General features: G+C 44.3%; 19 protein-coding genes. 11 read left to right on the top strand and 8 right to left on the bottom strand.

Translation table 11 applies throughout. The annotated features are described in order from the left end of the window. Positions 1-62 precede the first annotated feature (62 nt). Complete coding sequence (locus tag DXA15_RS09280; RefSeq protein WP_128133858.1) at positions 63-2,549, top strand: S9 family peptidase; 2,487 nt, start codon at positions 63-65, stop codon at positions 2,547-2,549. A 112-nt stretch (positions 2,550-2,661) separates the two neighbouring features. Here DXA15_RS09280 and ahpF read toward each other — a convergent pair whose 3' ends face one another. The 3 genes from ahpF to DXA15_RS09265 form a co-directional block, all read right to left on the bottom strand. Next, positions 2,662-4,212, bottom strand: coding sequence for an alkyl hydroperoxide reductase subunit F (ahpF, locus tag DXA15_RS09275; RefSeq protein ID WP_128133857.1), 1,551 nt, complete (start codon positions 4,210-4,212; stop codon positions 2,662-2,664). A 314-nt stretch (positions 4,213-4,526) separates the two neighbouring features. After that, complete coding sequence (ahpC, locus tag DXA15_RS09270; RefSeq protein WP_009859723.1) at positions 4,527-5,093, bottom strand: alkyl hydroperoxide reductase subunit C; 567 nt, start codon at positions 5,091-5,093, stop codon at positions 4,527-4,529. A 160-nt stretch (positions 5,094-5,253) separates the two neighbouring features. Next, positions 5,254-6,156: a cation diffusion facilitator family transporter gene (locus DXA15_RS09265; protein WP_128133856.1), complete on the bottom strand. Its 903-nt coding sequence runs from the start codon at positions 6,154-6,156 to the stop codon at positions 5,254-5,256. Positions 6,157-6,260: 104 nt separating this feature from the next. Between DXA15_RS09265 and DXA15_RS09260 the strand changes: the two genes are divergently transcribed. After that, entirely contained in the window at positions 6,261-6,563 is a 303-nt protein-coding gene (locus tag DXA15_RS09260; RefSeq protein ID WP_128133855.1) for a DUF4884 domain-containing protein, read from the top strand. Positions 6,564-6,565: 2 nt separating this feature from the next. Here the strand turns inward: DXA15_RS09260 and pflA are convergent, their stop codons facing one another. From pflA to DXA15_RS09235, 5 genes are all read right to left on the bottom strand, one after another. Then, positions 6,566-7,288: a pyruvate formate-lyase-activating protein gene (pflA, locus tag DXA15_RS09255; protein ID WP_128133864.1), complete on the bottom strand. Its 723-nt coding sequence runs from the start codon at positions 7,286-7,288 to the stop codon at positions 6,566-6,568. Positions 7,289-7,301: 13 nt separating this feature from the next. Next, on the bottom strand, positions 7,302-9,542 hold the full coding sequence (pflB, locus tag DXA15_RS09250) for a formate C-acetyltransferase (protein WP_128133854.1): 2,241 nt from the start codon (positions 9,540-9,542) through the stop codon (positions 7,302-7,304). Positions 9,543-9,824: 282 nt separating this feature from the next. After that, complete coding sequence (locus tag DXA15_RS09245) at positions 9,825-10,412, bottom strand: zeta toxin family protein (protein ID WP_128133853.1); 588 nt, start codon at positions 10,410-10,412, stop codon at positions 9,825-9,827. Further along, on the bottom strand, positions 10,405-10,626 hold the full coding sequence (locus tag DXA15_RS09240) for a hypothetical protein (RefSeq protein ID WP_128133852.1): 222 nt from the start codon (positions 10,624-10,626) through the stop codon (positions 10,405-10,407). Before DXA15_RS09240 ends, DXA15_RS09245 begins: the two co-directional genes overlap by 8 nt. Before the next feature lie 704 nt (positions 10,627-11,330). Next, complete coding sequence (locus DXA15_RS09235; RefSeq protein ID WP_128133851.1) at positions 11,331-11,948, bottom strand: DsbA family protein; 618 nt, start codon at positions 11,946-11,948, stop codon at positions 11,331-11,333. 412 nt (positions 11,949-12,360) lie between these two features. On the opposite strand from DXA15_RS09235, the gene DXA15_RS09230 reads away from it, so the two are divergent. From DXA15_RS09230 to DXA15_RS09190, 9 genes are all read left to right on the top strand, one after another. After that, on the top strand, positions 12,361-13,674 hold the full coding sequence (locus DXA15_RS09230; protein WP_009859728.1) for a hypothetical protein: 1,314 nt from the start codon (positions 12,361-12,363) through the stop codon (positions 13,672-13,674). 36 nt (positions 13,675-13,710) lie between these two features. Then, complete coding sequence (locus DXA15_RS09225) at positions 13,711-14,928, top strand: imelysin family protein (RefSeq protein WP_128133850.1); 1,218 nt, start codon at positions 13,711-13,713, stop codon at positions 14,926-14,928. Between the two features lie 92 nt (positions 14,929-15,020). Further along, positions 15,021-16,427, top strand: a complete 1,407-nt coding sequence (locus DXA15_RS09220; protein WP_128133849.1) for a di-heme oxidoredictase family protein — start codon at positions 15,021-15,023, stop codon at positions 16,425-16,427. Positions 16,428-16,446: 19 nt separating this feature from the next. Then, on the top strand, positions 16,447-17,682 hold the full coding sequence (locus DXA15_RS09215) for a porin (RefSeq protein ID WP_128133848.1): 1,236 nt from the start codon (positions 16,447-16,449) through the stop codon (positions 17,680-17,682). A 14-nt stretch (positions 17,683-17,696) separates the two neighbouring features. Next, the gene (locus DXA15_RS09210; protein ID WP_128133847.1) at positions 17,697-18,404 is read left to right on the top strand and encodes a hypothetical protein; all 708 of its coding nucleotides are present in this window, start codon (positions 17,697-17,699) and stop codon (positions 18,402-18,404) included. A 21-nt stretch (positions 18,405-18,425) separates the two neighbouring features. Then, positions 18,426-19,577 (top strand): Rid family hydrolase, encoded by a 1,152-nt coding sequence (locus DXA15_RS09205; RefSeq protein ID WP_128133846.1) that lies wholly within the window; start codon positions 18,426-18,428, stop codon positions 19,575-19,577. 25 nt (positions 19,578-19,602) lie between these two features. After that, entirely contained in the window at positions 19,603-20,295 is a 693-nt protein-coding gene (locus DXA15_RS09200) for a hemerythrin domain-containing protein (RefSeq protein ID WP_128133845.1), read from the top strand. Between the two features lie 10 nt (positions 20,296-20,305). After that, on the top strand, positions 20,306-20,914 hold the full coding sequence (locus DXA15_RS09195; protein ID WP_128133844.1) for a response regulator transcription factor: 609 nt from the start codon (positions 20,306-20,308) through the stop codon (positions 20,912-20,914). A 103-nt stretch (positions 20,915-21,017) separates the two neighbouring features. Then, positions 21,018-22,163 (top strand): Rid family hydrolase, encoded by a 1,146-nt coding sequence (locus DXA15_RS09190; protein ID WP_122328813.1) that lies wholly within the window; start codon positions 21,018-21,020, stop codon positions 22,161-22,163. Positions 22,164-22,199 lie beyond the last annotated feature (36 nt).

The following is a 22,199-nucleotide window of genomic DNA, read 5'->3' as shown; positions in this document are numbered from 1 at the left end:
AGTATAGGTCTCCCTGTCAAAAAAATAAATACCTTTGCAGGAAACATCAAATTTTATTCGCCATGAAAAGAAACCTATTGCTTCTGGCAGCTATCTGTTCCTGCTATCATCTCTTCGCTGAGGAGGTCATAGTCAAGCAATTCAGATATGCCGGCCCGTATGAAGTGAAAAAGCCGTTCCTGAAAGACAGCCTCGACGTAAACAGTAAGAAATTCACCGAAAAAGAATTATTGAAAACAGCCGTTCCGTTTAGCAATGTACGTCAAAGTACACAATTGCTGGAAGCAAATGCCGACGGAGAAAGTACACTTCCGGCCGGCAACCAGTCTTCTTATATCGGACTGGCCTCTTTCTATCTGAACAGCGACCGGTATGTAAAAGGGACTTTGCAGGTTAAAGGCCCGGAAACATACGAGGTCTATGTAAATAACGAAAAACAAACAGCCCCCGACGGAAAGGTTTCCCTGTCACTGGAACCTCATCGTTACGAAATCGTTATCAAATATTTAGCCGAAAGCGATAAAGCCGGCACCCTGAAAGTTTCGTTCGATACGGAAAAAGAGGCTGTTATCACGGCTACCACCGATCCGGAAAAAAGATATACGATCAGCGACGTGTTCGACGGAACACGTTTCCGCTCCGTCAGCCTCTCCCCCAACGGAAAATATCTGCTTACCTCCTATCAGACTACTTATCCCGGCGGACAGACCGCATATTTTCAGCAGATTACCGATAAAACCAACGGACAGGTACTGATGGAAAGCAGTACGAACAATTTCAGCTGGATGCCCCAAAGCAACCGTCTTTATTATACCCGTAAAGGATTACAGGGAAAAGAACTGGTGACCGTCGATCCGGTGACAAAAGCCGAAACAATCCTCTCCCAGAATTTGCCCGATGGCTGGTTCAGCATCGCCCCGACAGAAGATTTCCTAATCTTCACGATCTCCGAGAAAGGGCCGGAAAAAGACAAAGACATGGAAGAAATACTCGTGCCCGACGACCGTCAGCCGGGATGGCGTAACCGTTCCTTCCTACACAAATATGACCTGGCAACGGGTGTTCTCGAACGCCTCACTTACGGCCACAATTCCACCTCGCTTAACGACATTTCGAAAGATGGCCGTTATCTGCTGTTCACCAGCAGCCGGCGCGAACTGACGAAGCGTCCGTTCAGCACAAAAATCCTTTACCGGATGGATTTGCAGAACAGGCAGGTTGATACACTCCTGGAAGATCCGTTCATCAACTATGCCAGTTTTTCACCGGACGGAAAGCAACTGGCTGTTTCCGGTTCGGGAGAAGCATTTAACAAGATTGGCTTGAATATTGCTCCGGGACAAACATCCAACCTGGCTGACGGACAGTTGTTCATCTACGACCTCTCCAATAAGCAGGCGACAGCCGTAAGCAAGGATTTTAATCCGTCTATCCAATCATTTACATGGAATACCGGAGATAAACAAATCTACCTGCAAGGAGAAGACAAAGACTGTGTCCGCCTGTATACGCTCAACCCAGCAAACGGAAAGATCAGTCCGGTTCCACTGAAAGAAGATATATTATCGGATTTCACAATTGCTGAAAATGCCCCCGAACTTGTTTATTTCGGCGAAAGTGCCTCCAACTCACAACGACTCTACTCCATGAATCTGAAAAAGAAAGAGAAAGAGTCTGTCTGCCTGAAAGACTTGTCCAAAGACATTCTGAAAGATATTACCCTGGGCGAAGTGCACGACTGGAATTTCCAGGCGGCTGCCGGAGATACAATCTACGGTCGTTACTATCTGCCGCCGCATTTCGACCCAAGCAAGAAATATCCGCTGATCGTTAATTATTACGGCGGGACAAGTCCGACGGAACGCTCACTCGAAAACCGTTATCCGTCGCATACCTATGCTGCACTGGGATATGTAGTTTATATCATACAACCCAGCGGTGCCACCGGTTTCGGACAGGAATTTTCCGCACGCCACGTCAATGCCTGGGGAAAACGTACGGGAGACGAGATCATCGAAGGAACAAAAAAGTTTTGTGAAGAACACAGTTTCGTGGATGCCAAAAAGATCGGCTGCATCGGCGCCTCTTACGGCGGCTTTATGACACAGTACCTGCAAACTAAAACCGATATCTTCGCCGCCGCCATCTCACATGCCGGTATCAGCGATATTACCAGTTATTGGGGAGAAGGTTACTGGGGATATTCTTACAGTGCACTGGCTACCGCCAACAGTTACCCCTGGAATGCACGGGATATCTATGTAGAACAAAGCCCCTTGTTCCATGCCGACAAGATCAACACGCCGATCCTGTTCCTGCACGGCTCCGTCGATACAAACGTACCTGTAGGAGAAAGTATCCAGATGTTCACCGCCCTGAAGTTACTTGGTAAGGAAACCGCTTTTATACAGGTAATGGGACAAAACCATCAGATACTGGATTATAAGAAACGGGCGGAATGGAATAAAACCATCTATGCCTGGTTCGCCAAATATCTGAAAGAGCAGCCGGAATGGTGGGAAGCTCTCTATCCGCCAAAAAGTCTGTAAAAGAATTGTACTGATGCAAATGCAATACCCGGATATAAACCGACATAGAAACGTTTCTGAATCGATTTATACCCGGGTATTATTTTTTATGCCTTCCGGAAAGTTCTGCGGCTTATAACATTCCCCGCATCCGGTCTTCGAAAGCTGTCAGGGCTGCTTTGGCCCCTTCACCCATCGAAATAATGATCTGTTTATAAGGGACAGTCGATACGTCGCCGGCCGCATAGATACCCGGAACGCTTGTACGACAATGACTATCGATCACGATTTCACCCTGACGGTTCGTGTCTACCACCTCACGGAACGGACCACTGTTGGCTGCCAGGCCGATCTGGACAAAGATGCCATCCAGTTCGATGTTGCGAACGTCCTCTGTCTTACGGTCCTTTATACGGATACCGGTCACTTTTTCACCGTTACCTAATACTTCCATCGTCTGGGAATGCATAAAGATCTCCACGTTCGGAAGACTTCTAGCCTTATCCTGCAAGACCTGATCCGCTTTCAACTCATCTGCAAATTCGAGAAGCGTCACTTTTGAACAGATACCTGCCAGATCGATAGCCGCTTCAACGCCTGAATTTCCGCCGCCAACAACAGCCACATGCTTGCCTTTATAGAACGGACCGTCGCAATGCGGACAGAAAGCGACACCGCGTCCGATATATTCGGACTCTCCGGGGACATTTAGTCTGCGCCAGCTGGCTCCGGTTGCTACGATAACGGCCGGGGCTATCAGTTTTTCGCCGGTAGAAGTTGTCAAGAGCTTTTCGCGTCCTTCCACTTCCACCTTCTCGATGCGGCGGTGTTCAAGGATATCGATCGGATAATCTTTCATATGCGACATCAGGTCGAGAGCCAGTTGCTGCCCCGTCGTCTGCGAAACAGAGATCATATTCTCGATACCGACAGTTTCCTTCACCTGTCCGCCGATACGGTCGGCCACAACAGCCACCGCCAAACCTTTACGGGCAGTATAGATAGCTGCCGCACTTCCGGCAGGACCTCCGCCGACGATGATAACATCGTAGTTCTTTTCTACCACCGGCAGATCTTCCTCTTTCACGCCATACTGCGCTTCGAGTTTGCCAAGCAGTTCGCCAAAGTCTCCACGACCTACATGGATCAGTTTACCGTCGGCAAATACGGAAGGTACTCCCTGCACTTTCATGGCAGCAACCTCTTCCTGGTTGATCGCACCGTCCACCATTTCGTGGGAGATTTCCGGGTTCAGCGTAGCCATGACATTCAAAGCCTGTACAACGTCAGGACAGTTGGTACAGGTCAGAGAGACGTATGTAGTCAGTTTGACCGGGCCGTTCAGAGCCTTCACACGGTTACAAATACTTTCGTCGGGAATATTTTTGCCTTTGCCGTCGCTGTTCAGGATAGCCAGCAGCAACGAAGTAAATTCGTGTCCATTGGGAACGCCCCGGAATTTAATACCGGTCTTTTCCCCGTTTTTCAGCAGAGAGAACTCCAGGCCTTCACCGTCTGCCACCTGTACGGTGATCTTATCGGAACAGGAAGCCACATCGTTCAGCAATTCCAATAATTCCTTCCTGCTTTCATGTTCAGGAGAAACTTGTATATCAAATATATATTCGTTCGTCAATCCGCTAAAGATACCGGATAACTGATTTCTCATTGATGAATCTAACATAGTTGAATCCTTTATTTTAATTATAAATAGCTTTTCCATTGTCAAAAGACTTAGCTATTACAGGTTCATTTGCCGTCTGCTTTAGCTGACGGACTTAATAATGGAATATATCTTTGGACTTTAGTCCCATTTTCTTATGTTTCAGGATATAAAAAAATGTGGCTAAAGCCAAAAGAGAGACAGCCTGTAATCCGTCAGCTAAAGCAGACGGCAAATGAACCTGTAATAATCAAGCCTTCCTACTTATAGAATGGCTTAAATCTTGCTAAACAAAAAAAGGCCGACAATGTGTTGCCGGCCCTCCTGTTTTACTATTAGATCTTACCGACCAGATCAATGCTCGGTTTCAATGTCTCGCCACCTTTTTTCCATTTGGCGGGACAAACTTCGCTCGGATGTTCGGCGATGAACTGAGCAGCTTCTACTTTACGAAGCAGTTCGTCGGCGTTACGGCCGATACCGTTATCATTGATTTCTGCCAGCTTAATCTTTCCTTCCGGATTTACCAGGAATGTACCGCGGTAAGCCATACCGTCTTCTTCGATCATTACACCGAATGCACGGCTCAATACGCCTGTAGGGTCTGCCAACATCGGGTATTTGATCTTACGAATCGTTTCAGAAGCATCGTGCCATGCTTTGTGTACGAAGTGTGAATCTGTACTTACAGAGTAAACTTCTACACCCATTGCCTGGAACTGGTCATATTTGTCAGCCATATCTACCAACTCGGTCGGACAAACAAATGTAAAGTCAGCCGGGTAGAAAAAGAAAATCGCCCATTTGCCTTTGATGTCGTCGCTGCTTACAGTTTTGAAACTACCGTTGTGGTATGCCTGAACTTTAAACTCGGGTGCTTGTGAATTGATAATAGGTTCCATAGAATTTTTATTTTAATCGTTATTACTATTTTGTTTTTGTTACTGGTGCAAAGATAAGTTGCCGATTCGAGGTAAGAACAAAAAATCCAATCGAAAGGTTTTATACAGTCATAGACAAAATCTTTGAGTATCAGTAAATCAGGTTTATAATATACTTGTTTTAGTCTGAGCAACAGCGCCCATCACACTTGAATCCCGACGTTTCAAATTCGAGTGTAGCATGCTGGATTCCCACATGCTGAAGGTCGTGTTTTATCTCCTGTTTGATACGTTCCATTTCTGAAATATCCGCAACGGAAACATGGGCGGTAAGTGCTGTTTCGGTCGTACTGATCGCCCAGATATGGAGATGATGGACGCCTTCAACGCCTTCAACCGAATGTATCGTCTTTTCCACCTTATCGATGTCCGTTCCCGCCGGTACACCGTCCAGAGAGAGACGGATACTGTCGCGCAGCAGTCCCCAGGTAGAAACAATGATAACGATCGCAATCAACAATCCGATAATCGGGTCGATGATATACCATCCGGTATGGGCAATAACAATTCCGGAGACAACCACGCCGACCGATACCAGTGCATCGGCTGCCATATGCAAGTAAGCACCTTTTACATTCAGGTCTTTATCCTTATCCTTCATGAAAAGCCATGCCGTAAGTGCATTTATAACGACTCCGATACCTGCCACCCAAGCGATCGCATCACCCTCGACCGGACGCGGATGCAGCAGTTTTCCTATACTTTCAGCAATAATAATACCGACGGCCACCAAGAGGATGACCGCATTCAGAAGAGATACGAGTACAGTGCTTTTCTTATATCCATAGGTATAGCTGCAAGTCGGGTGCACCTTAGCCAGCCGGAAAGCCAGCATAGCCAGTACCAGGCTGGCTACATCTCCCAGGTTATGCCCTGCGTCCGACAAAAGTCCTAATGAATTATACCAGAAGCCAGCCGTAAATTCAGCTACGACAAAAGCCAGGTTCAGGGAGATACCTATAATGAAAGCCTTGTTCAAAGAGGTTATTTCGTGGTGGTGATGATCGTGATAATGTTGTTCCATAATTTATTCCTGTTTTTATTTGAGTAACAATATAGAACAAAACTAAGTTTTTTACAGCAATAAAAAGTTACCTTTGGCCACAAACAGACTAAAAGAAAAAGAATATGAAAAGAACGAATTTTATTATACTCTCGACTGTGACATTACTGTCAGGTATCATATGTCTTCCTTCCTGTATTACTGAAAAGCCAATATCCAAAGTGGCTCCTGATAATAATCCCAGTTACAAGGTTGAATATTTATTCGAGCATGACGGTTGTAAAGTATATCGTTTCAAGGATGAAGGTCATTATGTCTATTTCACCAACTGTCAAGGAGATGTCAGCAGTGTCGAAAGCGATAGTGTACGCATTGTTAACAAAGTTCGCAGACAGCCGGTAAAGATCATTCGGGAGCCGTCAGAATAAGGTTACACCGTGATACCGTGCTTCTTAAATATTTCTTTGGCATTTGCCAGGCGTTCGGCCGATAAAGGTTCTACCTCTTTCAGTTTGTAGTCGAGACCTTGTGCCTCGTATTTATAAGCACCCATCGTGTGATAAGGCAAAAGTTCCGCCTTCTGTACAACCGTATAATGGCTGATGTATTCGGCCAGTTTATCCAAGGTTTCGTCATTATCCGTCAGTCCGGGCACAATGACATGGCGTATCCAAACCGGGACACCGCGTTTTTCCAGTTCGTCCAGGAAACGTAACGTATTATCCAGTTTCACGGCCGTTAGACGTGGATGCAGTTCAGGATCGATGGTTTTTATATCCAATAAGACCAGGTCGGCATATTCCAGAACCGCCAGGGCTTTCGGTGTGCAGATATAGCCGGATGTATCGAGCGCCGTATGAATACCGGCTTCCCGGCAAAGACAGAAAAACTCCCTGAGAAATTCAGCTTGCAATAAGGGTTCTCCCCCGGTAACAGTCACGCCTCCCTTGGCGATAAAGTTCTTATATCGTAAAACCTCAGCCAATAATTCTTCAGGCGTCATCTGATATTTGGCAAGCCCTTTGCTATCCCAGGTATCCGGATTGTGGCAATACAGGCAACGGAGCGGACACCCCTGCATAAAAACAACAAAACGAATTCCGGGACCATCAACGGTCCCGAAACTCTCTAGTGAATGTATGTTTCCTTTAATTTCCAACTTTCAATTACAAAGAATGATTGATTGTTCTTGAAATCACATCCAGCTGCTGTTCGCGTGTCAGTTTCACAAAGTTTACTGCATAACCCGATACACGGATTGTCAACTGCGGATAGTTTTCCGGATGCTCCATAGCATCAAGCAACAGCTCCTTGTCGAATACGTTCACATTCAGATGCTGTCCGCCGTCAGGAGTAAAGTAACCATCTAACAGGCCGACCATATTAGCGATCTGGATATCACGTTCTTTTCCTAACGTTGCAGGAGAAACAGCGAATGTATAAGAAATACCGTCGTGTGCATGCTGGAACGGCAGCTTAGCGACAGAAGCTAGTGCAGCGATAGCTCCTTTGGTATCACGTCCGTTCATCGGATTGGCACCCGGAGCAAACGGCGTACCGCCTTCGCGACCGTCAGGAGTTGCACCTGTTTTCTTTCCGTATACGACATTAGACGTAATAGTCAGGATAGACTGTGTCGGAGTTGCATTACGGTATGTCTGGTGCTGGCGCAGATACTCCATGAACTTTTCAGTGATGTCGACAGCAATACTATCTGTACGATCGTCATTGTTACCGAAAGGAACATAATCGCCTTCACGTTCGAAACCGACAGCCAGGCCACGTTCGTCGCGGATCACTTTTACTTTCGTATCACGGATAGCAGCCAATGAGTCGGCAACGATAGAAAGGCCGGCAATACCTGTTGCGCGGATACGTTCTACCGAACCGTCATGCAAAGCCATCTCAAATGCTTCATACGCATATTTATCGTGCATGTAATGGATGATCTTCAGTGCGTTCACATAGACTTTAGCCAGCCAACGCATCATCTGTTCGTATTTCTCCATCACTTCGTTGTAATCCAGGTATTCGCTGGTGATCGGTTCAAACTTCGGAGCCACCTGTACACCTGATCTTTCGTCGCGGCCGCCGTTGATGGCATACAGCAAACATTTAGCCAGGTTGGCACGTGCACCGAAATACTGCATCTGTTTACCGATCTTCATCGGAGACACACAGCAGGCAATACCATAATCATCTCCATAATCCGGACGCATCAGGTCGTCGTTCTCATACTGGATAGCGGAAGTATCGATAGAAACCTTCGCACAAAAACGTTTCCAGTTTTCAGGAGCGTTGTTGAACCACAGTACCGTTAAGTTGGGTTCCGGTGCCGGGCCAAGGTTATATAATGTATGCAGATAACGGTAAGACGTCTTCGTCACCAATGAACGGCCGTCGACACCCTGTCCGCCCAAAGACTCGGTTACCCAAACAGGGTCACCGGAGAACAGGTCGTTATATTCCGGAGTACGAAGGAAACGGACGATACGCAGTTTGATAATAAACTGGTCGATCAGCTCCTGAGCTTCTTCTTCCGTCAGCTTGCCTTCACGGATATCTTTTTCAATATAAATATCGAGGAAAGTAGAAGTACGTCCCAATGACATAGCAGCCCCATCCTGGTCTTTCACCGCAGCCAGATAACCCAGATAGACAAACTGAACCGCTTCGCGTGCATCCTTTGCAGGCTTAGTCACATCGAAACCATAACCGGCACACATCTTTTCGAAAGCCTTCAGCGCCTTGATTTGTTCGGATATTTCCTCACGGCTCTGGATGATCTCTTCGGTCAGTTCCTGTATATCGAGTCTTTTCAGATAATGTTTCTTTTCAGCGATCAGGATTTCCGTACCGTAAAGTGCTACGCGGCGGTAGTCACCGATAATACGTCCGCGTCCGTAAGCATCCGGCAGGCCGGTGATGATAGCGGAACGGCGTGCTGCAAGCATTTCATCTGTATAAGCGGAGAATACGCCTTCGTTATGCGTCTTTCTGTATTTCGTGAAGATTTCTTTTGTCATCGGGTCCAGTTTGTAGCCATATGCTTCCAGACTGTTTTCCACCATGCGGATACCACCCTTCGGAAAAATGCCACGTTTAAGAGGAGCATCGGTTTGCAGGCCGACAATTACTTCGTTTTCTTTGTCAATATAACCTGGTCCGTAAGTATCTATACCTTGAGGATATTTTGTTTCAGCGTCGTAAACACCCTTCTCCCTTTCAACCTTAAACATTTCGGTCAATTTATCCCAAACTTTCTTCGTCTTGTCTGAGGAGTCTTTCAAGAAAGAGTCGTCCCCTTCGTAAGGTTTGTAGTTGTTCTGGATAAAATCCCTTACATTAATCTCTCTTTTCCAAATTTCGCCTTTGAACTGCGCCCAGTTCTCGTTTTCAAACTTCATACCTTATTTTGTTTTCTTCGGTTTTAATTTCGATGCAAAGGTACGTTATTTATATGGCATGCGAAACAATCAACAAATACATCATGTATTCCCAACGGCCAAAATCCCTACAAATAGTTACTAAAACGGTAGATATAGTGCCGCGTATCGCCTGATATAGGTATCAAACAGGAAGGATTATAAATAATATCAAAAAAATAAAAAGAAGGCATGATCAATAATACAACTATCGGTTTTTTCTTGGTGGCATAGATATTCGATTACGTCACGTCGAGAATATGTCTAAGTAAGAATTGAATTTGCCCAATTAGGTATTACATCAACGTATTGTTTCTCCAGTTTACCTTCGGTTAATCTGAATAGTAATTGAGCTTCATTGAAATCCTTTGAATTATCATAAACATAAGTACGATCTACAAATTTAGATGCAATAACACAATTCATAATCGATTTCTGATATCTGGATATAATCTTTGTAATTGGAACATCATGACCTCCGGCCAGAATTCTTCCCGCAATACGAGACGCATTAATGACAGGTGAACTTGTACAGACAAAAAATAGCCGGATAAAAAAACCAGCCTCTTTTGCACGCAAGATATAGTCTAACTTGTCATAAACAGATAACACAGTCTCAAAAATCAAACTTTTCCGTTCTTTCAGACATTGTTCCCTTAGTTCCTCCGAGTATTTAGCTGCTTTCATTACAGCTTCAGATGAATTCCAGTCTCCAAACTTTTCCTGTGCTATATTATCAGGATTAATATATATGCTATCTTCCATCCAGTCATGTTTAATAATTTTCGACGTGATAGAAGTTTTACCGGATCCATTAGGCCCCGCTATAATTATTAATACCGGTTTATGCATTATTCAAGTTGATATTACGAGTAGCAAATTTTATTTTCTGTTCACGAATATACTCCTGCATTTTATGAAAAAATTCTGAATTAGCTTTGTCTGCTTTCTGTTTAGCCTCTTCAGCAACTTCTTTCATCAGCTGAGACAACTGTTCATCCGATGGTTCCGTTGTTATGTCGGTCAGGCTATATTTCATATCAACCTGTTGCTTTTCTGATGTCATAGTTTATATCTATTAAAACGTTTATACAAAGATACTAATCCATCTGAAATGTCTGATACATTTATTATTAATTAATGCAAGGCAGTAATATCTTTCTTTTCCCGCCGTCCGTAAATAAAAAAGGAACCATCCTTCACAGGAGAGTCCCTTTTTTATGTCGGAAACAACCAATAAAAAATTTCCGACACACGTTTAATCATCTTATATGCTTACATAATTAGCAAAAGGTTTTGATATAGCGATTATACTAATAGTGTTACTTTTTTTCTATGTTGCAAAGATAGAGCCGTCAAGGGGAGTACACAATACCTATTATATAGTATAAAAAGAGCTTCCTACTACCTATTCTGTGTTATAATCGGGAAAATTGATCATTGGAATAAACAATATTTGCGAAAATTGCTTTCTTTGATAAACAAAAAAGAGCCATTCTTCACAGGATGGCTCAGTTTTATATATGAAAGGGACAACCAATAAAAAAACTCCCTTCCATGGGTATTTACCTTAAATAATAGGTGTACATAAAAATCAACAAATCGGATTTTGGTCAGGACGATTTATACTAATAGTAAAACTTAATTGATACGGCAAAGGTAAACCCCCGGAAAGGCATTGGCAATACCTATATATATGTAAAACGAGCTCATTTCTAACCATAAATAGGGATTACAGGGTAAAATATTACCTATATAATTATTCAACCTTCAGATTTTCCCCCGCAACATATACCACAGACCTGCCACCCCACGACGGCGAAGAACACCCTGGCTAATAAAATCGTTCAGTTCCTTCATTGCTTCATAAGGTGTCAATCCGGTCAGCCGGATATATTCCTTTCGAGTGATACAGATATCTATTTTAAGAAAAGACACCAGCCTTTTCTTTCTCTCTTCCACGGTAGAGGTAATTTTTTTCTGTTTTCGTGTAAGGGAATGCACGCGTTCGAACTTCATCGCATGTTTGATTCTTTTACGGAACTTGCTGCTGACTCTCAGATGCACATTTTGAAAGGTAACTGATTCCGCTCTGATTTTATCATTCTCGTCATCCGTCTCCTGAAGGCATTTCAATGAAGTGCTAAAGAATCCGAGGTCCCCCATTTCCACGGTGTACCCATCGGCAAGCAGATCACAAAGGTCATCGATAATGGCAGTAAGTGCCCCGGCAATCTGATTCTTCGGCAGAAGTTGGAAGGCAGCCACATGTTTAATAAACTCTTCCTGCGTATAGGTTTTTATCGGACAGACACGGGCATGCAGCGATTTCTTGCCATCTTTCCCTTTGGGAGAAGGCGTTTCATACAGGTCATAGTATGCACTCATAGTATTAATTATTAGTCATTTGAATATTGTTTGTTTCTTTTTGACGAATCAATATGCTTCCTCAAAAATCTAATTCTTCGTCTTGAAAATTTATTCATTCGACAGATATTCTTTATTCGTTTGACAATTGTTGAATAATTATTCGATATCTGTTAAATACATAAAGAACAATTATTGAATAAATAAATATTACAGACAAAGATATAAATATAATCAAAGGATAAAGATTCCCGGAGTGGTTTTATTTTCCGCGAACAAGAATCAGATAAAATACAATCTATATAACCGGAAGTAATGCCAGGTCAGTAAAGCAAATACCTACAACTAGGTAAGTTCAACCACTTTTTACCTACTATATGCGATTGCGTAGGCTTCCTACACAAGCTAATTTTGCCAAAAATTTTAAAAAGGCATGAAAAGATTAGTGAATTTCCTTACGTTAGCGATATGTGTTTGCTGCCCGGTTTTAGCTCAAGAAAGCGATATGAACTCTACCGTTAAAGCAAAAGAGGTCTACGATGATTATCAAAAGTTTCGTTTCGGAGGTTATGGGGAGATGGCTGCCAGTTACTTAGATTACGATTGGAATTGGACAACAGCCAACGGAACAGCAAAAAGAAACAGAGGAGAAATATCCATACCTCGTTTTATTTTAGCGTTTGACTACAAGTTTTCCCCAAAATGGGTGTTAAGTTCCGAAATCGAATTTGAATATGGAGGAACCGGAGCTGCCCGGGAAATCGAATGGAAAGAAGAAAATGGTGAATATGAAACCGAAATTGAAAAGGGCGGTGAAGTAGCTCTCGAACAATTTCATATTTCTTATTTAATGAATAAACATTTAAATTTCCGCTTCGGTCACATGATCGTTCCTGTCGGATTAACGAATGCGCATCATGAACCATTGAATTTCTTCGGGGTATATCGTCCGGAGGGTGAAACGACCATCCTGCCTTCCACCTGGCATGAAACAGGCGTTGCGCTGTTTGGTGACTTAGGTAATTTCGACTATGAATTACAATTGGTTTCCGGTCTTGACCCGCAGGCTTTCCGCACAGAAAACTGGGCAGGAAAAGCGACTCAGGGCGCTTTCGAAATCAGCAATTTCACAAGCCCGGCATTTGTAGCACGCGTCAACTATAATGGAGTAAAGGCATTCCAGGGACTACGCGTCGGAGCCTCTTTCTATTACGACCAAATGGCTAAAAACGGAACCAAACCCACAAGAAACAGTAAGTATAAATTCCCGGTTACGATATTTTCGGCAGATGCTCAATACAAAAGCGTGAATAACAATTTAATTGCTCGTGCCAACATCATATATGGCAATCTGGAGGACAGTGATGCATTGACCAGCATAAACAATGGTTCTTCCAATGCTTCCGGTTACCCCAAATCAACCGTAGCCAAAAATGCCATAAGCTATGGAGGTGAAGTTGGCTATAACATTGGTTCTTTCTGTGGAAAAAAAGCACCTAAGATTTATCCGTTTGTACGTTACGAATTTTACAGTCCCATGTACAAAATGGAAAAAGGAGGTAATGTCAAAGTTGCAGACAAACGTCTGGAAAAGAGCCTCATAACGGCAGGTTTAAATTATTATGCACTCCCCAATCTGGTTATAAAAGCAGACTATACCCACAAAATTGTAGGTGGAGGCGATTACAACAGCCAAAACATGGCATCTATAGGCATTGCTTATATAGGCTGGTTCATAAAAAAATAAAAAGAGAAAGTATAAATTTATAATAGAATTTGAAAGATGAAAAAGAGTACATTATTTCCCCTCTTATTAATGGGAGTTTCATTGAGTTTCTTTTCTTGCGGTGACGACGATCCCGACAACAATGTTCAGGGATGGACTTTTGACCTCTTGCCTAATGACACAGGTACAAAACCGACAGAAGCACAAATGAGTGCGACTGTTACGCAATACGTAGATCATGTTGTATTACCGACCTATAAGGATTTATTAGACAAAATGACTGCTTATACTGCTGCCGTAGACAAATTCGTAGCATCTAATAGTCAAAATGACCTCTCCGATGCATGTTCCGCCTGGCGTGCTGCCCGTGTGCCTTGGGAACAATCGGAAGCTTTTCTTTTCGGTGTCGCAGATAAAGGTTTGTATGATCCAAGCTTGGATAGCTGGCCATTGGATAAAAATGGGATTGATAAAATTATAGAGTCCGGAGATTTTAGTAATGTAGATGGTGATGTTGATGACGACGAAGACGCACCTGCCGATGCTCCTCAAAACCTTCGTGGCTTCCACACAGCAGAAAGAATGTTGTTCGATAACGGTGATCCCCGTCAAATATCGAAATCACCTTTCAGTGACAATGAAAAGAAATATCTTCAAATTGTATCTAAACACATGCTGAAAGATGTTACAGCATTATATAATGGATGGGACAAAGGTTTAGGAGATATCAACGTACCAACTTCTTACGGGGATGCGATGAAAAAACATGACGGTTCGGCTTATACAGGGTTAAGTACTGTTTACCAGGCCATTGAAACAATATTAAACGGGGATAACGGTATGGCTGGTATTTCCAACGAGGTAGGAACTCAAAAGATCCAGGACCCTGTTGATAAATGGAATGGCAGTAACAAAGATGCATCAGACCCGAACAACCCGGGAGTATTAGCCGTAGAATCATGGTATAGCTGGAATTCTATCGATGACTATGCAAACAATATTGTCAGCATCAAAAACTCATACTTCGGAGGCCGTGACCTGGATAAAGAGAATGCAAGTGCCAATAGTCTGCATGCACTGGTCAAGGTTATAAACCCGACATTGGATAGCTTGATGGTTGTACAGATCGACAAAACAATTGAAGCGATAGAAGACATGCCACGTCCATTCCGTAACAATCTGGGAGCTGAAACAGAAATCAAGGCTGCGACGGATGCATGCAAGGAATTGACAAACGGATTAGGAAAAATCCGTGCCAAGCTTTCTGCCGAATAACACAAACATAATATAAGTATCGGGAAGGAACCTTATAACAAAAAGGTTCCTCCCCTCTTTTGCATTTAAGCTATATATCAATAACCAATAAAATGAAACAGAGATTACTCATATATTTCTCTATTATCGGATGTTTGCTTTGCAGTTGTGAAACGGAAGATATCGAGAACTGGCTAGTCAAAAAGCCGAATGGCCAGGTAGCATCCCCCGAAGAACTCTCTGCCGGTATCTCTACTATTTTTTCCAATGCGCCGGACGCCTATGACTCTCAGGCAGAGTGGGTGACAGGAGAACTGGAAAAACGTTTTAACAGCGGCGACGGACTATATGACGACGCACGTGGCGTAGAAAATGTATCCGGAGGTGGCTTAGGTCCGCTATATGCCGGATATTCCTGTGGAAGCTGCCACAAAAGTACCGGTAGAACACGTCCTGCCATAGCAGATGGCGGGTCAGGAGCCGGTTTTTCTTCGATGCTGATTTACATCTCCCGCAAAAGCGGAGGTTACTTCCCTGACTACGGGCGTGTCTTGCACGACCAGGCCATTTATGGTACAAAGCCGGAAGGACGTCTTAAGATAACAACATCGGCACAAAAATACAAATTTCCTGACGGTGAAGAATACGAATTGATGACGCCTCACTATCAGGTCACAGAGTGGTACGCCGACAGTATCCCGATGTCGGATATACGCATATCTGTCCGCCAACCCCTACGCCATGTTGGAATGGGACAAATGATGGCACTCGATCTGGATTTACTGAAACAAATTGCAGCAAAAAGTAATTATCCGGAATATGGTATTAGCGGACGACTCAATTATGTAACGGAAAAAGGGAAAAAACAGATCGGTCTTTCCGGAAACAAGGCGAACCATCAGGATCTGACTGTTGAACTCGGTTTTTCTTCCGATCTGGGTGTAACGAACGACCGTTTCCCGCATGAAGTAGGCGAAGGACAAAGCAATATGATGGGATTTGCCATGTCGGGCGTACAGGTTTCGACCGAGGATATGGAAGATGTAGACTTGTATTTGCAAACTTTAGGTGTACCGGCACGTCGCAACATTAACGACGCTACTGTAAAAAAAGGAGAGCAACTATTCTATCAGGCTAAATGCCACCTTTGCCATGTAACCACCCTAAAGACACGGCCACGAGGAACCGTCTTGCTCAACAATACAGAACTACCTCAACTCGGCAATCAAATCATTCACCCCTATTCGGACTATTTGCTTCACGATATGGGAGTGGAACTGGGTGACGATTATCCAAGCGGAATAGCAAACGGCAACGAATGGCGTACGACACCGTTATGGGGACTGGGATTACAGGAAGTGGTCAACGGTCATAGCTATTTTCTGCACGACGGACGGGCACGCAACCTGACGGAAGCCATCATGTGGCATGGCGGCGAAGGAGCCGCATCCCGCACATTATTCGCCCGTATGAGTAAAGATGACCGTGAAGCTCTTATTAAATTTCTTCAAAGTTTATAAACAAGTCAAACAAATTGAAATGAAAAAATTATATATCGCATTGACAGCAGCATTATTATCTGCAACAATTCAGATACAAGCACAAGATACTACTAAAAAAGAATTTGACGACAAATACGTAGAAAACGATGTGGTCTCTTTGGCAGGTAAGAAAGGGTTCTCTTTTTCCACGAAAGCAGGTGATTTCCTGTTCAAGCCTTATGCCCTTGTACAGGCTAGTACAACCTATAACCGGTATGACGACCAGGGACTGGAAAGCCATTATGCTAAAAATGTGGCGAATTCTGGTTTTGCCATACCTAATGCCATCCTCGGTTTCACAGGGAAGGCATTCAACAAAGTTACTTTCAACTTATCATTGAATCCAGCTAAAAGCGGTGGTGCATTATTGCAGCAGGCATGGTTCGACATTGCTATAAAAGAATCTTTCCGTATCCGCGCCGGTAAATTCAAAACACCATTTATGCACGCTTATCTAAGCACATTGGGAGAAACGTTGTTTCCCGTATTACCTTATTCGGCCACTCAATCCATCTTACTTCCTTATGACCTCAATTATGTGATACCGAGCATGTCGACCGGTTTTGACCTGGGTGTCATGGTACATGGATTAGTTAATCAAAAATGGGAATATCAGGTAGGTATATTCAATGGCACCGGCATCGATGTCAATACAGCGACAAAGACAAACTGCGATGATCATGAATGGTTACCATCCCTACTCTACTCCGGCCGTCTTGCCTTTATGCCGAAAGGAGAGATGCCGAACTCCCAAGGTTCACCGGAAAATCTGAATGATGATAAAATGTCTATCGCAGTTTCTGCCTCTTACAACGCTGAAGCCGAATTTCTTTCCGCCAGCGATGCCCGTGTAGGACTGGAATTTACCTGGATCAAAAACCGCTGGTATTTTGCTGCGGAAGGTTACTTCATGAATATGCATTTTACTAAAATCATGCAGAAACCTGATAAAAATTTCTGGGGAGCTTATGCACAGGCCGGTTACTTTATTACACCAAAACTACAGGGGGCATTGAGATATGACATATTCGACCGCAATGCTACAGATGACGGTGGTTTGTTAAATATGCCGGCAGTAGGAATGAACTATTACTTTTTCAACAATAACCTGAAATTGCAGGTCATGTACCAGTATATGGGACGTACCGGACACGCCACCCAAGGTGACCGCGACGAAGACGGTATCGGTATCGCACGCCATTCGGCAACAGCAATGTTACAGTTTACGTTCTAATAAACTTATGTATTATGAAGAATAAATATACAGGGCTCGTTTGCTCCTTTCTTCTAATGCTTTGCGGATGCGATGAAGGAACAATTTATCCGGACGAAACGATCGACTCGGGACGAACCGCTTCCGTAACAGTAACCCTCAAGGGTATTGATGCCTGGCCGAAAGAGAACTACTTATCTCTTGCAGCCTTTGGAACAGACACGCAAATACCCTTATTGACAAAACGCATCTCCAAACCGACAATCGACGGGAGAGAACGGACAGTCAAACTGAACAACCTGAGTCCTGATACAAAAAGCATAAATATTGCCATTATCAGCAATGGGAAGAAAGTGATCTATTCATACTGTAACCAGCCAGTTGAAAACAACGGAGAGAATATTGAAATTAATTTTGGAGAGTTAGAATTGGCAAGCTTCAAACGTATCCAGTCTCAAGTCTTTAAAACAAACTGTCTTTCCTGTCACGGAGAAAGTAGTTCGGGATTAGCCGGAAACCTCGATTTAAGGGAAAATATAGCTTATAAATCATTAGTCAACGTTAAAGCTCCTGTATCGGAAGAAGGAATGAACTATGTAACGCCCGGTGATCCTCATAATAGTTTTATACTCGAGATACTGGAAGAAAATCCTATCCATAAAGATATGTTCAACAGTACAGGTAAGCAAGAAATTCTTGCGCTTATAAAAACATGGATACAAGAAGGAGCTCCAAACAATTAATGAGGAATAACAAAACAGACAATGACATTCACAACAAAAACATACGAACAAAACACCATATACGCTCAAATTTGTTCTTTTGAAGGCAAGGGAGGGGTAACGGAATATCATATTATGTTTTCCGTTACCGACCCTTCACTTTCTTTCGGGGAACAGTTGGATTCTTTGCAAAGAGCATACGGCGCAGTGACTAAAAAAGAGGCTGGTAATGCCGTAGCCGTTTTCCGTCGCTACTTTCTGAGCGATGCGGCCAACCAGGCGGATATATTGATGGAACGGGAATGTGAAAACCCGTTCTGCGCCTTATCCATCGTGCAACAGGCACCCCTCAACGGCACAAAAATAGCCTTATGGGCTTGGCTGCAAACCGGGATGACGACAGAAACCTGCAACTCAGGAATGTTTGAAGCATCCCACAACGGGTATCGCCACCTATGGAACGGAGGTGCACACAACAAGGCAGCGACTTCCGAATACCAGACCCGGTTGCTGCTCAACGACTATGTGATGCAACTGACCGAACAACATTGTACCCTGGCTGCCGATTGTATACGGACCTGGTTCTTCGTACAGAATGTAGACGTCAATTATGCCGGCGTAGTAAAAGCCCGCAAGGAAGTTTTCATCACGCAGAACCTGACGGAAAAGACACATTATATATCCAGCACCGGTATAGAAGGACGCCATGCCGATCCGGATGTATTGGTACAAATGGATGCCTACACGGTCAACGGCCTGCAACCGGAACAGATACAGTTCCTGTATGCCCCTACCCATCTCAACCCGACTTATGAATACGGGGTGACTTTTGAACGGGGTACCGCCGTCTCCTACGGCGACCGGAAGCATATTTTCCTGTCCGGTACAGCCAGTATCGACAATAAAGGCGAGATTGTCTATCCCGGCGACATATTGAAACAAACCGGTCGAATGATGGAAAACATCAGCGCCCTACTGGAAGAGGCCGGGGCTTCCATCGGCGACATCATGCAGGCCATCGTTTACCTGCGCGACCCGGCAGACTATGAGAATGTACAGAAATATATCAGTACCCATTATCCGGAATTGCCGCACCTTATCGTACTGGCACCGGTATGCCGTCCGGGATGGCTGATTGAAACGGAATGCGTGGCTGTTATACCGGCCGACCTTCCGCAATACCCCTGTCTATAAACATAACATCCTAAAAATAACAACTATGTATAAACAAGGAAAATACACAGAGACAGATAAAATGAGCGACCTGATTTGCGAGAACTACCCAATGGTTCTCGTAATGAGCCGCTTCGGCATCGACTTGGGATTCGGAGAGAAAAACATCGGCGACGTATGCCGGCAAAATGAAGTGGACAGCTGTACCTTCCTGACCGTTGTCAATTTCCTGACGGAAGAAACTCCCACTGTGATAAACGGCATCGACAACTGCCTCTCTGTCGGTTCACTGATTACCTATCTGCACAATGCGCACGATTATTTCCTGAACTTCCGCCTCCCGCATATCCGCCGCAAACTGACGGAAGCGATTACCGGTTGCCCGGGTGATATTGCCTTCGCCATCACCAAATTCTTCGACGATTATGTTTATGAAGTACATAAGCACATGTCGTACGAAGAAAAGATTGTCTTTCCTTATGTTCGCAATCTACAGGACGGTGTGAAGGACTCCAAATACAATATCAGTATTTTTCGCAAACGGCACGACCAGATAGAGATGAAAATCGTAGAGCTTAAAAATATCCTGCTCAAATACTATCCCGGGCCTGACAATTACCTGCTGAACAGTGTCCTGTTCGACATCTTTGCCACCGAACAGGATTTGGCTTCTCATAACCGGGTAGAAGATTACCTCTTCGTCCCCGCCGTACTGGCAATTGAAAAAACAATAAAATGACTACTGCTTTATGAGTCCTAACATCAAAATAGCTATTGCCGAACCGTCTGCCATTATCCGTTGCGGACTGGTTACTTTACTGAAACGACTGCCCGGACTTCGCATCCAGCTCACAGAAATAGCGACCGCCGAATGTCTCATAGAAAGTCTCCGCATGCATCGCCCGGAGGTCTTGATGATTAACCCGGCATTACCCGGTTATTCCGGCATACAATGTTTAAAGGAGGAATGCGGATGTCCCGAAATGAAATGCCTGGCCCTTACGTATATGGCTACCGACCATACCCAGCTCCGGTCGTACGATGACCAGATTAACATCTACGACAGCCCGGATGAGTTAAAGCATAAACTGGAACGGCTAAACGCAGAGGAAGCCTGCCCGGATACGGGAGAAGAGGAACAGCAGACACTCAGTTCGCGTGAAAAGGAGATTGTTATATGTGTTGTGAAAGGAATGACTAATCGCGAAATAGCTGACCGCCTCTATCTATCTACCCATACGGTAATCACACACCGCCGCAATATAGCCCGCAAACTGCAAGTACATAGTGCCAGCGGTTTAACCGTATATGCAATTGTAAATAAACTGATTGAATTGAACGACATAAAAAAAGCCTGATATATTTTTCTTACAGCTTTTGTTTTCTTTTCACACTCCAAAATTTGGGTTCATACTGATATGCTGTATCTTTGGGAAAAGAAACAAAACATATCAGGATACCATGAATCTAATTTCCAAACAATACGATAAGACAGAGGTGCAAATCACCTCATTCGAGACTAAAAAGGGTATTACAGAATATCATCTTCTCTTCCAGCAAACGGATTGCCTGGAAGATTACCCTACCCAACTACAGAATCTTCTGCAAGCCTATACGCAATGTGTAGAAGAACTTCCCGGAAACCCGACAGCCGTATTCCGCCGCTACTTCCTGAGCGATGTCACCAACCAGACAGCATCGCTGATGGAACAGGACCGCAGTAACCCGTATTGCGCTTTGTCCATCGTACAACAGGCACCGATGAACGGTACTAAAATAGCTCTTTGGGCGTGGCTTCAGACCGGAGTACAGACGCAGGTTCTTCCCAGTAACCTGTTTGAAGCACGTCATGGCAACTACCGCCAACTATTCGGGGCTAACCTGTGCAACCGTGCTGCCAATTCGGAGTATCAGACACGACTCATCTTCCGCGATTATATCATGCAGCTGACGGCCGCCAACTGCACGTTGGCAAACAACTGTATCCGCACCTGGATATTTGTTCAGAACGTAGACGTGAATTATCCGGGAGTCGTCAAAGCCCGCAAAGATGTATTTGCTACACAGAACCTGACGGAAAACACTCATTTTATTGCCAGTACCGGCATTGAGGGACGCTATCAGGATACCAATGTTTTCGTGACAATGGACACGTATGCCGTATCGGGCATCGGACAGGAACAGATTCAATATCTCTATGCCCCCGACCACCTGAGCCGGACGTATGAATATGGCGTGACTTTTGAAAGGGGAACAGCCATCACATATGGCGACCGCCGCCATGTATTCGTTTCAGGTACCGCCAGCATCGACCGGTATGGTGAGATCGTACATCCGGGAGATGTCATCAAGCAATCGGAACGTATGATTGAAAACATCACCGCCTTGCTGAATGAAGCCGGAGCCGACCTGAACGACATCATGCAAGCTATCGTCTATATCCGTGACACCGGTGATTTCGCCCGCATTGAACAATACATGAAAGCGAATCATCCGAATATGCCTTACCTGATTGTCCGTGCCCCGGTATGCCGTTCCGGCTGGTTGGTCGAAATCGAATGCCTGGCCGTCGTTGCCGTAGACGAACCGGAGTATCCGCCACTATAACCGATTATATTCTTACATTTGTAGTAAAACCAATAA

Source organism: Parabacteroides sp. AM58-2XD, assembly GCF_003463685.1.
In the GTDB taxonomy this organism is placed as follows: domain Bacteria; phylum Bacteroidota; class Bacteroidia; order Bacteroidales; family Tannerellaceae; genus Parabacteroides; species Parabacteroides segnis.
This window is presented reverse-complemented; position numbering and strand designations above follow the sequence as displayed.

What these genes read in the sequence shown, in the direction of transcription:
- DXA15_RS09195 (WP_128133844.1), top strand. Translation starts at nt 20,306, where the DNA reads ATGAGTCCTAACATCAAAATAGCTATTGCCGAACCGTCTGCCATTATC.
- DXA15_RS09210 (WP_128133847.1), top strand. Translation starts at nt 17,697, where the DNA reads ATGAAGAATAAATATACAGGGCTCGTTTGCTCCTTTCTTCTAATGCTT.
- DXA15_RS09225 (WP_128133850.1), top strand. Translation starts at nt 13,711, where the DNA reads ATGAAAAAGAGTACATTATTTCCCCTCTTATTAATGGGAGTTTCATTG.
- DXA15_RS09245 (WP_128133853.1), bottom strand. Translation starts at nt 10,412, where the DNA reads ATGCATAAACCGGTATTAATAATTATAGCGGGGCCTAATGGATCCGGT.
- DXA15_RS09240 (WP_128133852.1), bottom strand. Translation starts at nt 10,626, where the DNA reads ATGACATCAGAAAAGCAACAGGTTGATATGAAATATAGCCTGACCGAC.
- DXA15_RS09265 (WP_128133856.1), bottom strand. Translation starts at nt 6,156, where the DNA reads ATGGAACAACATTATCACGATCATCACCACCACGAAATAACCTCTTTG.
- DXA15_RS09280 (WP_128133858.1), top strand. Translation starts at nt 63, where the DNA reads ATGAAAAGAAACCTATTGCTTCTGGCAGCTATCTGTTCCTGCTATCAT.
- pflB (WP_128133854.1), bottom strand. Translation starts at nt 9,542, where the DNA reads ATGAAGTTTGAAAACGAGAACTGGGCGCAGTTCAAAGGCGAAATTTGG.
- ahpC (WP_009859723.1), bottom strand. Translation starts at nt 5,093, where the DNA reads ATGGAACCTATTATCAATTCACAAGCACCCGAGTTTAAAGTTCAGGCA.
- DXA15_RS09220 (WP_128133849.1), top strand. Translation starts at nt 15,021, where the DNA reads ATGAAACAGAGATTACTCATATATTTCTCTATTATCGGATGTTTGCTT.
- DXA15_RS09190 (WP_122328813.1), top strand. Translation starts at nt 21,018, where the DNA reads ATGAATCTAATTTCCAAACAATACGATAAGACAGAGGTGCAAATCACC.
- DXA15_RS09235 (WP_128133851.1), bottom strand. Translation starts at nt 11,948, where the DNA reads ATGAGTGCATACTATGACCTGTATGAAACGCCTTCTCCCAAAGGGAAA.
- ahpF (WP_128133857.1), bottom strand. Translation starts at nt 4,212, where the DNA reads ATGTTAGATTCATCAATGAGAAATCAGTTATCCGGTATCTTTAGCGGA.
- DXA15_RS09200 (WP_128133845.1), top strand. Translation starts at nt 19,603, where the DNA reads ATGTATAAACAAGGAAAATACACAGAGACAGATAAAATGAGCGACCTG.
- DXA15_RS09215 (WP_128133848.1), top strand. Translation starts at nt 16,447, where the DNA reads ATGAAAAAATTATATATCGCATTGACAGCAGCATTATTATCTGCAACA.
- DXA15_RS09230 (WP_009859728.1), top strand. Translation starts at nt 12,361, where the DNA reads ATGAAAAGATTAGTGAATTTCCTTACGTTAGCGATATGTGTTTGCTGC.
- DXA15_RS09260 (WP_128133855.1), top strand. Translation starts at nt 6,261, where the DNA reads ATGAAAAGAACGAATTTTATTATACTCTCGACTGTGACATTACTGTCA.
- DXA15_RS09205 (WP_128133846.1), top strand. Translation starts at nt 18,426, where the DNA reads ATGACATTCACAACAAAAACATACGAACAAAACACCATATACGCTCAA.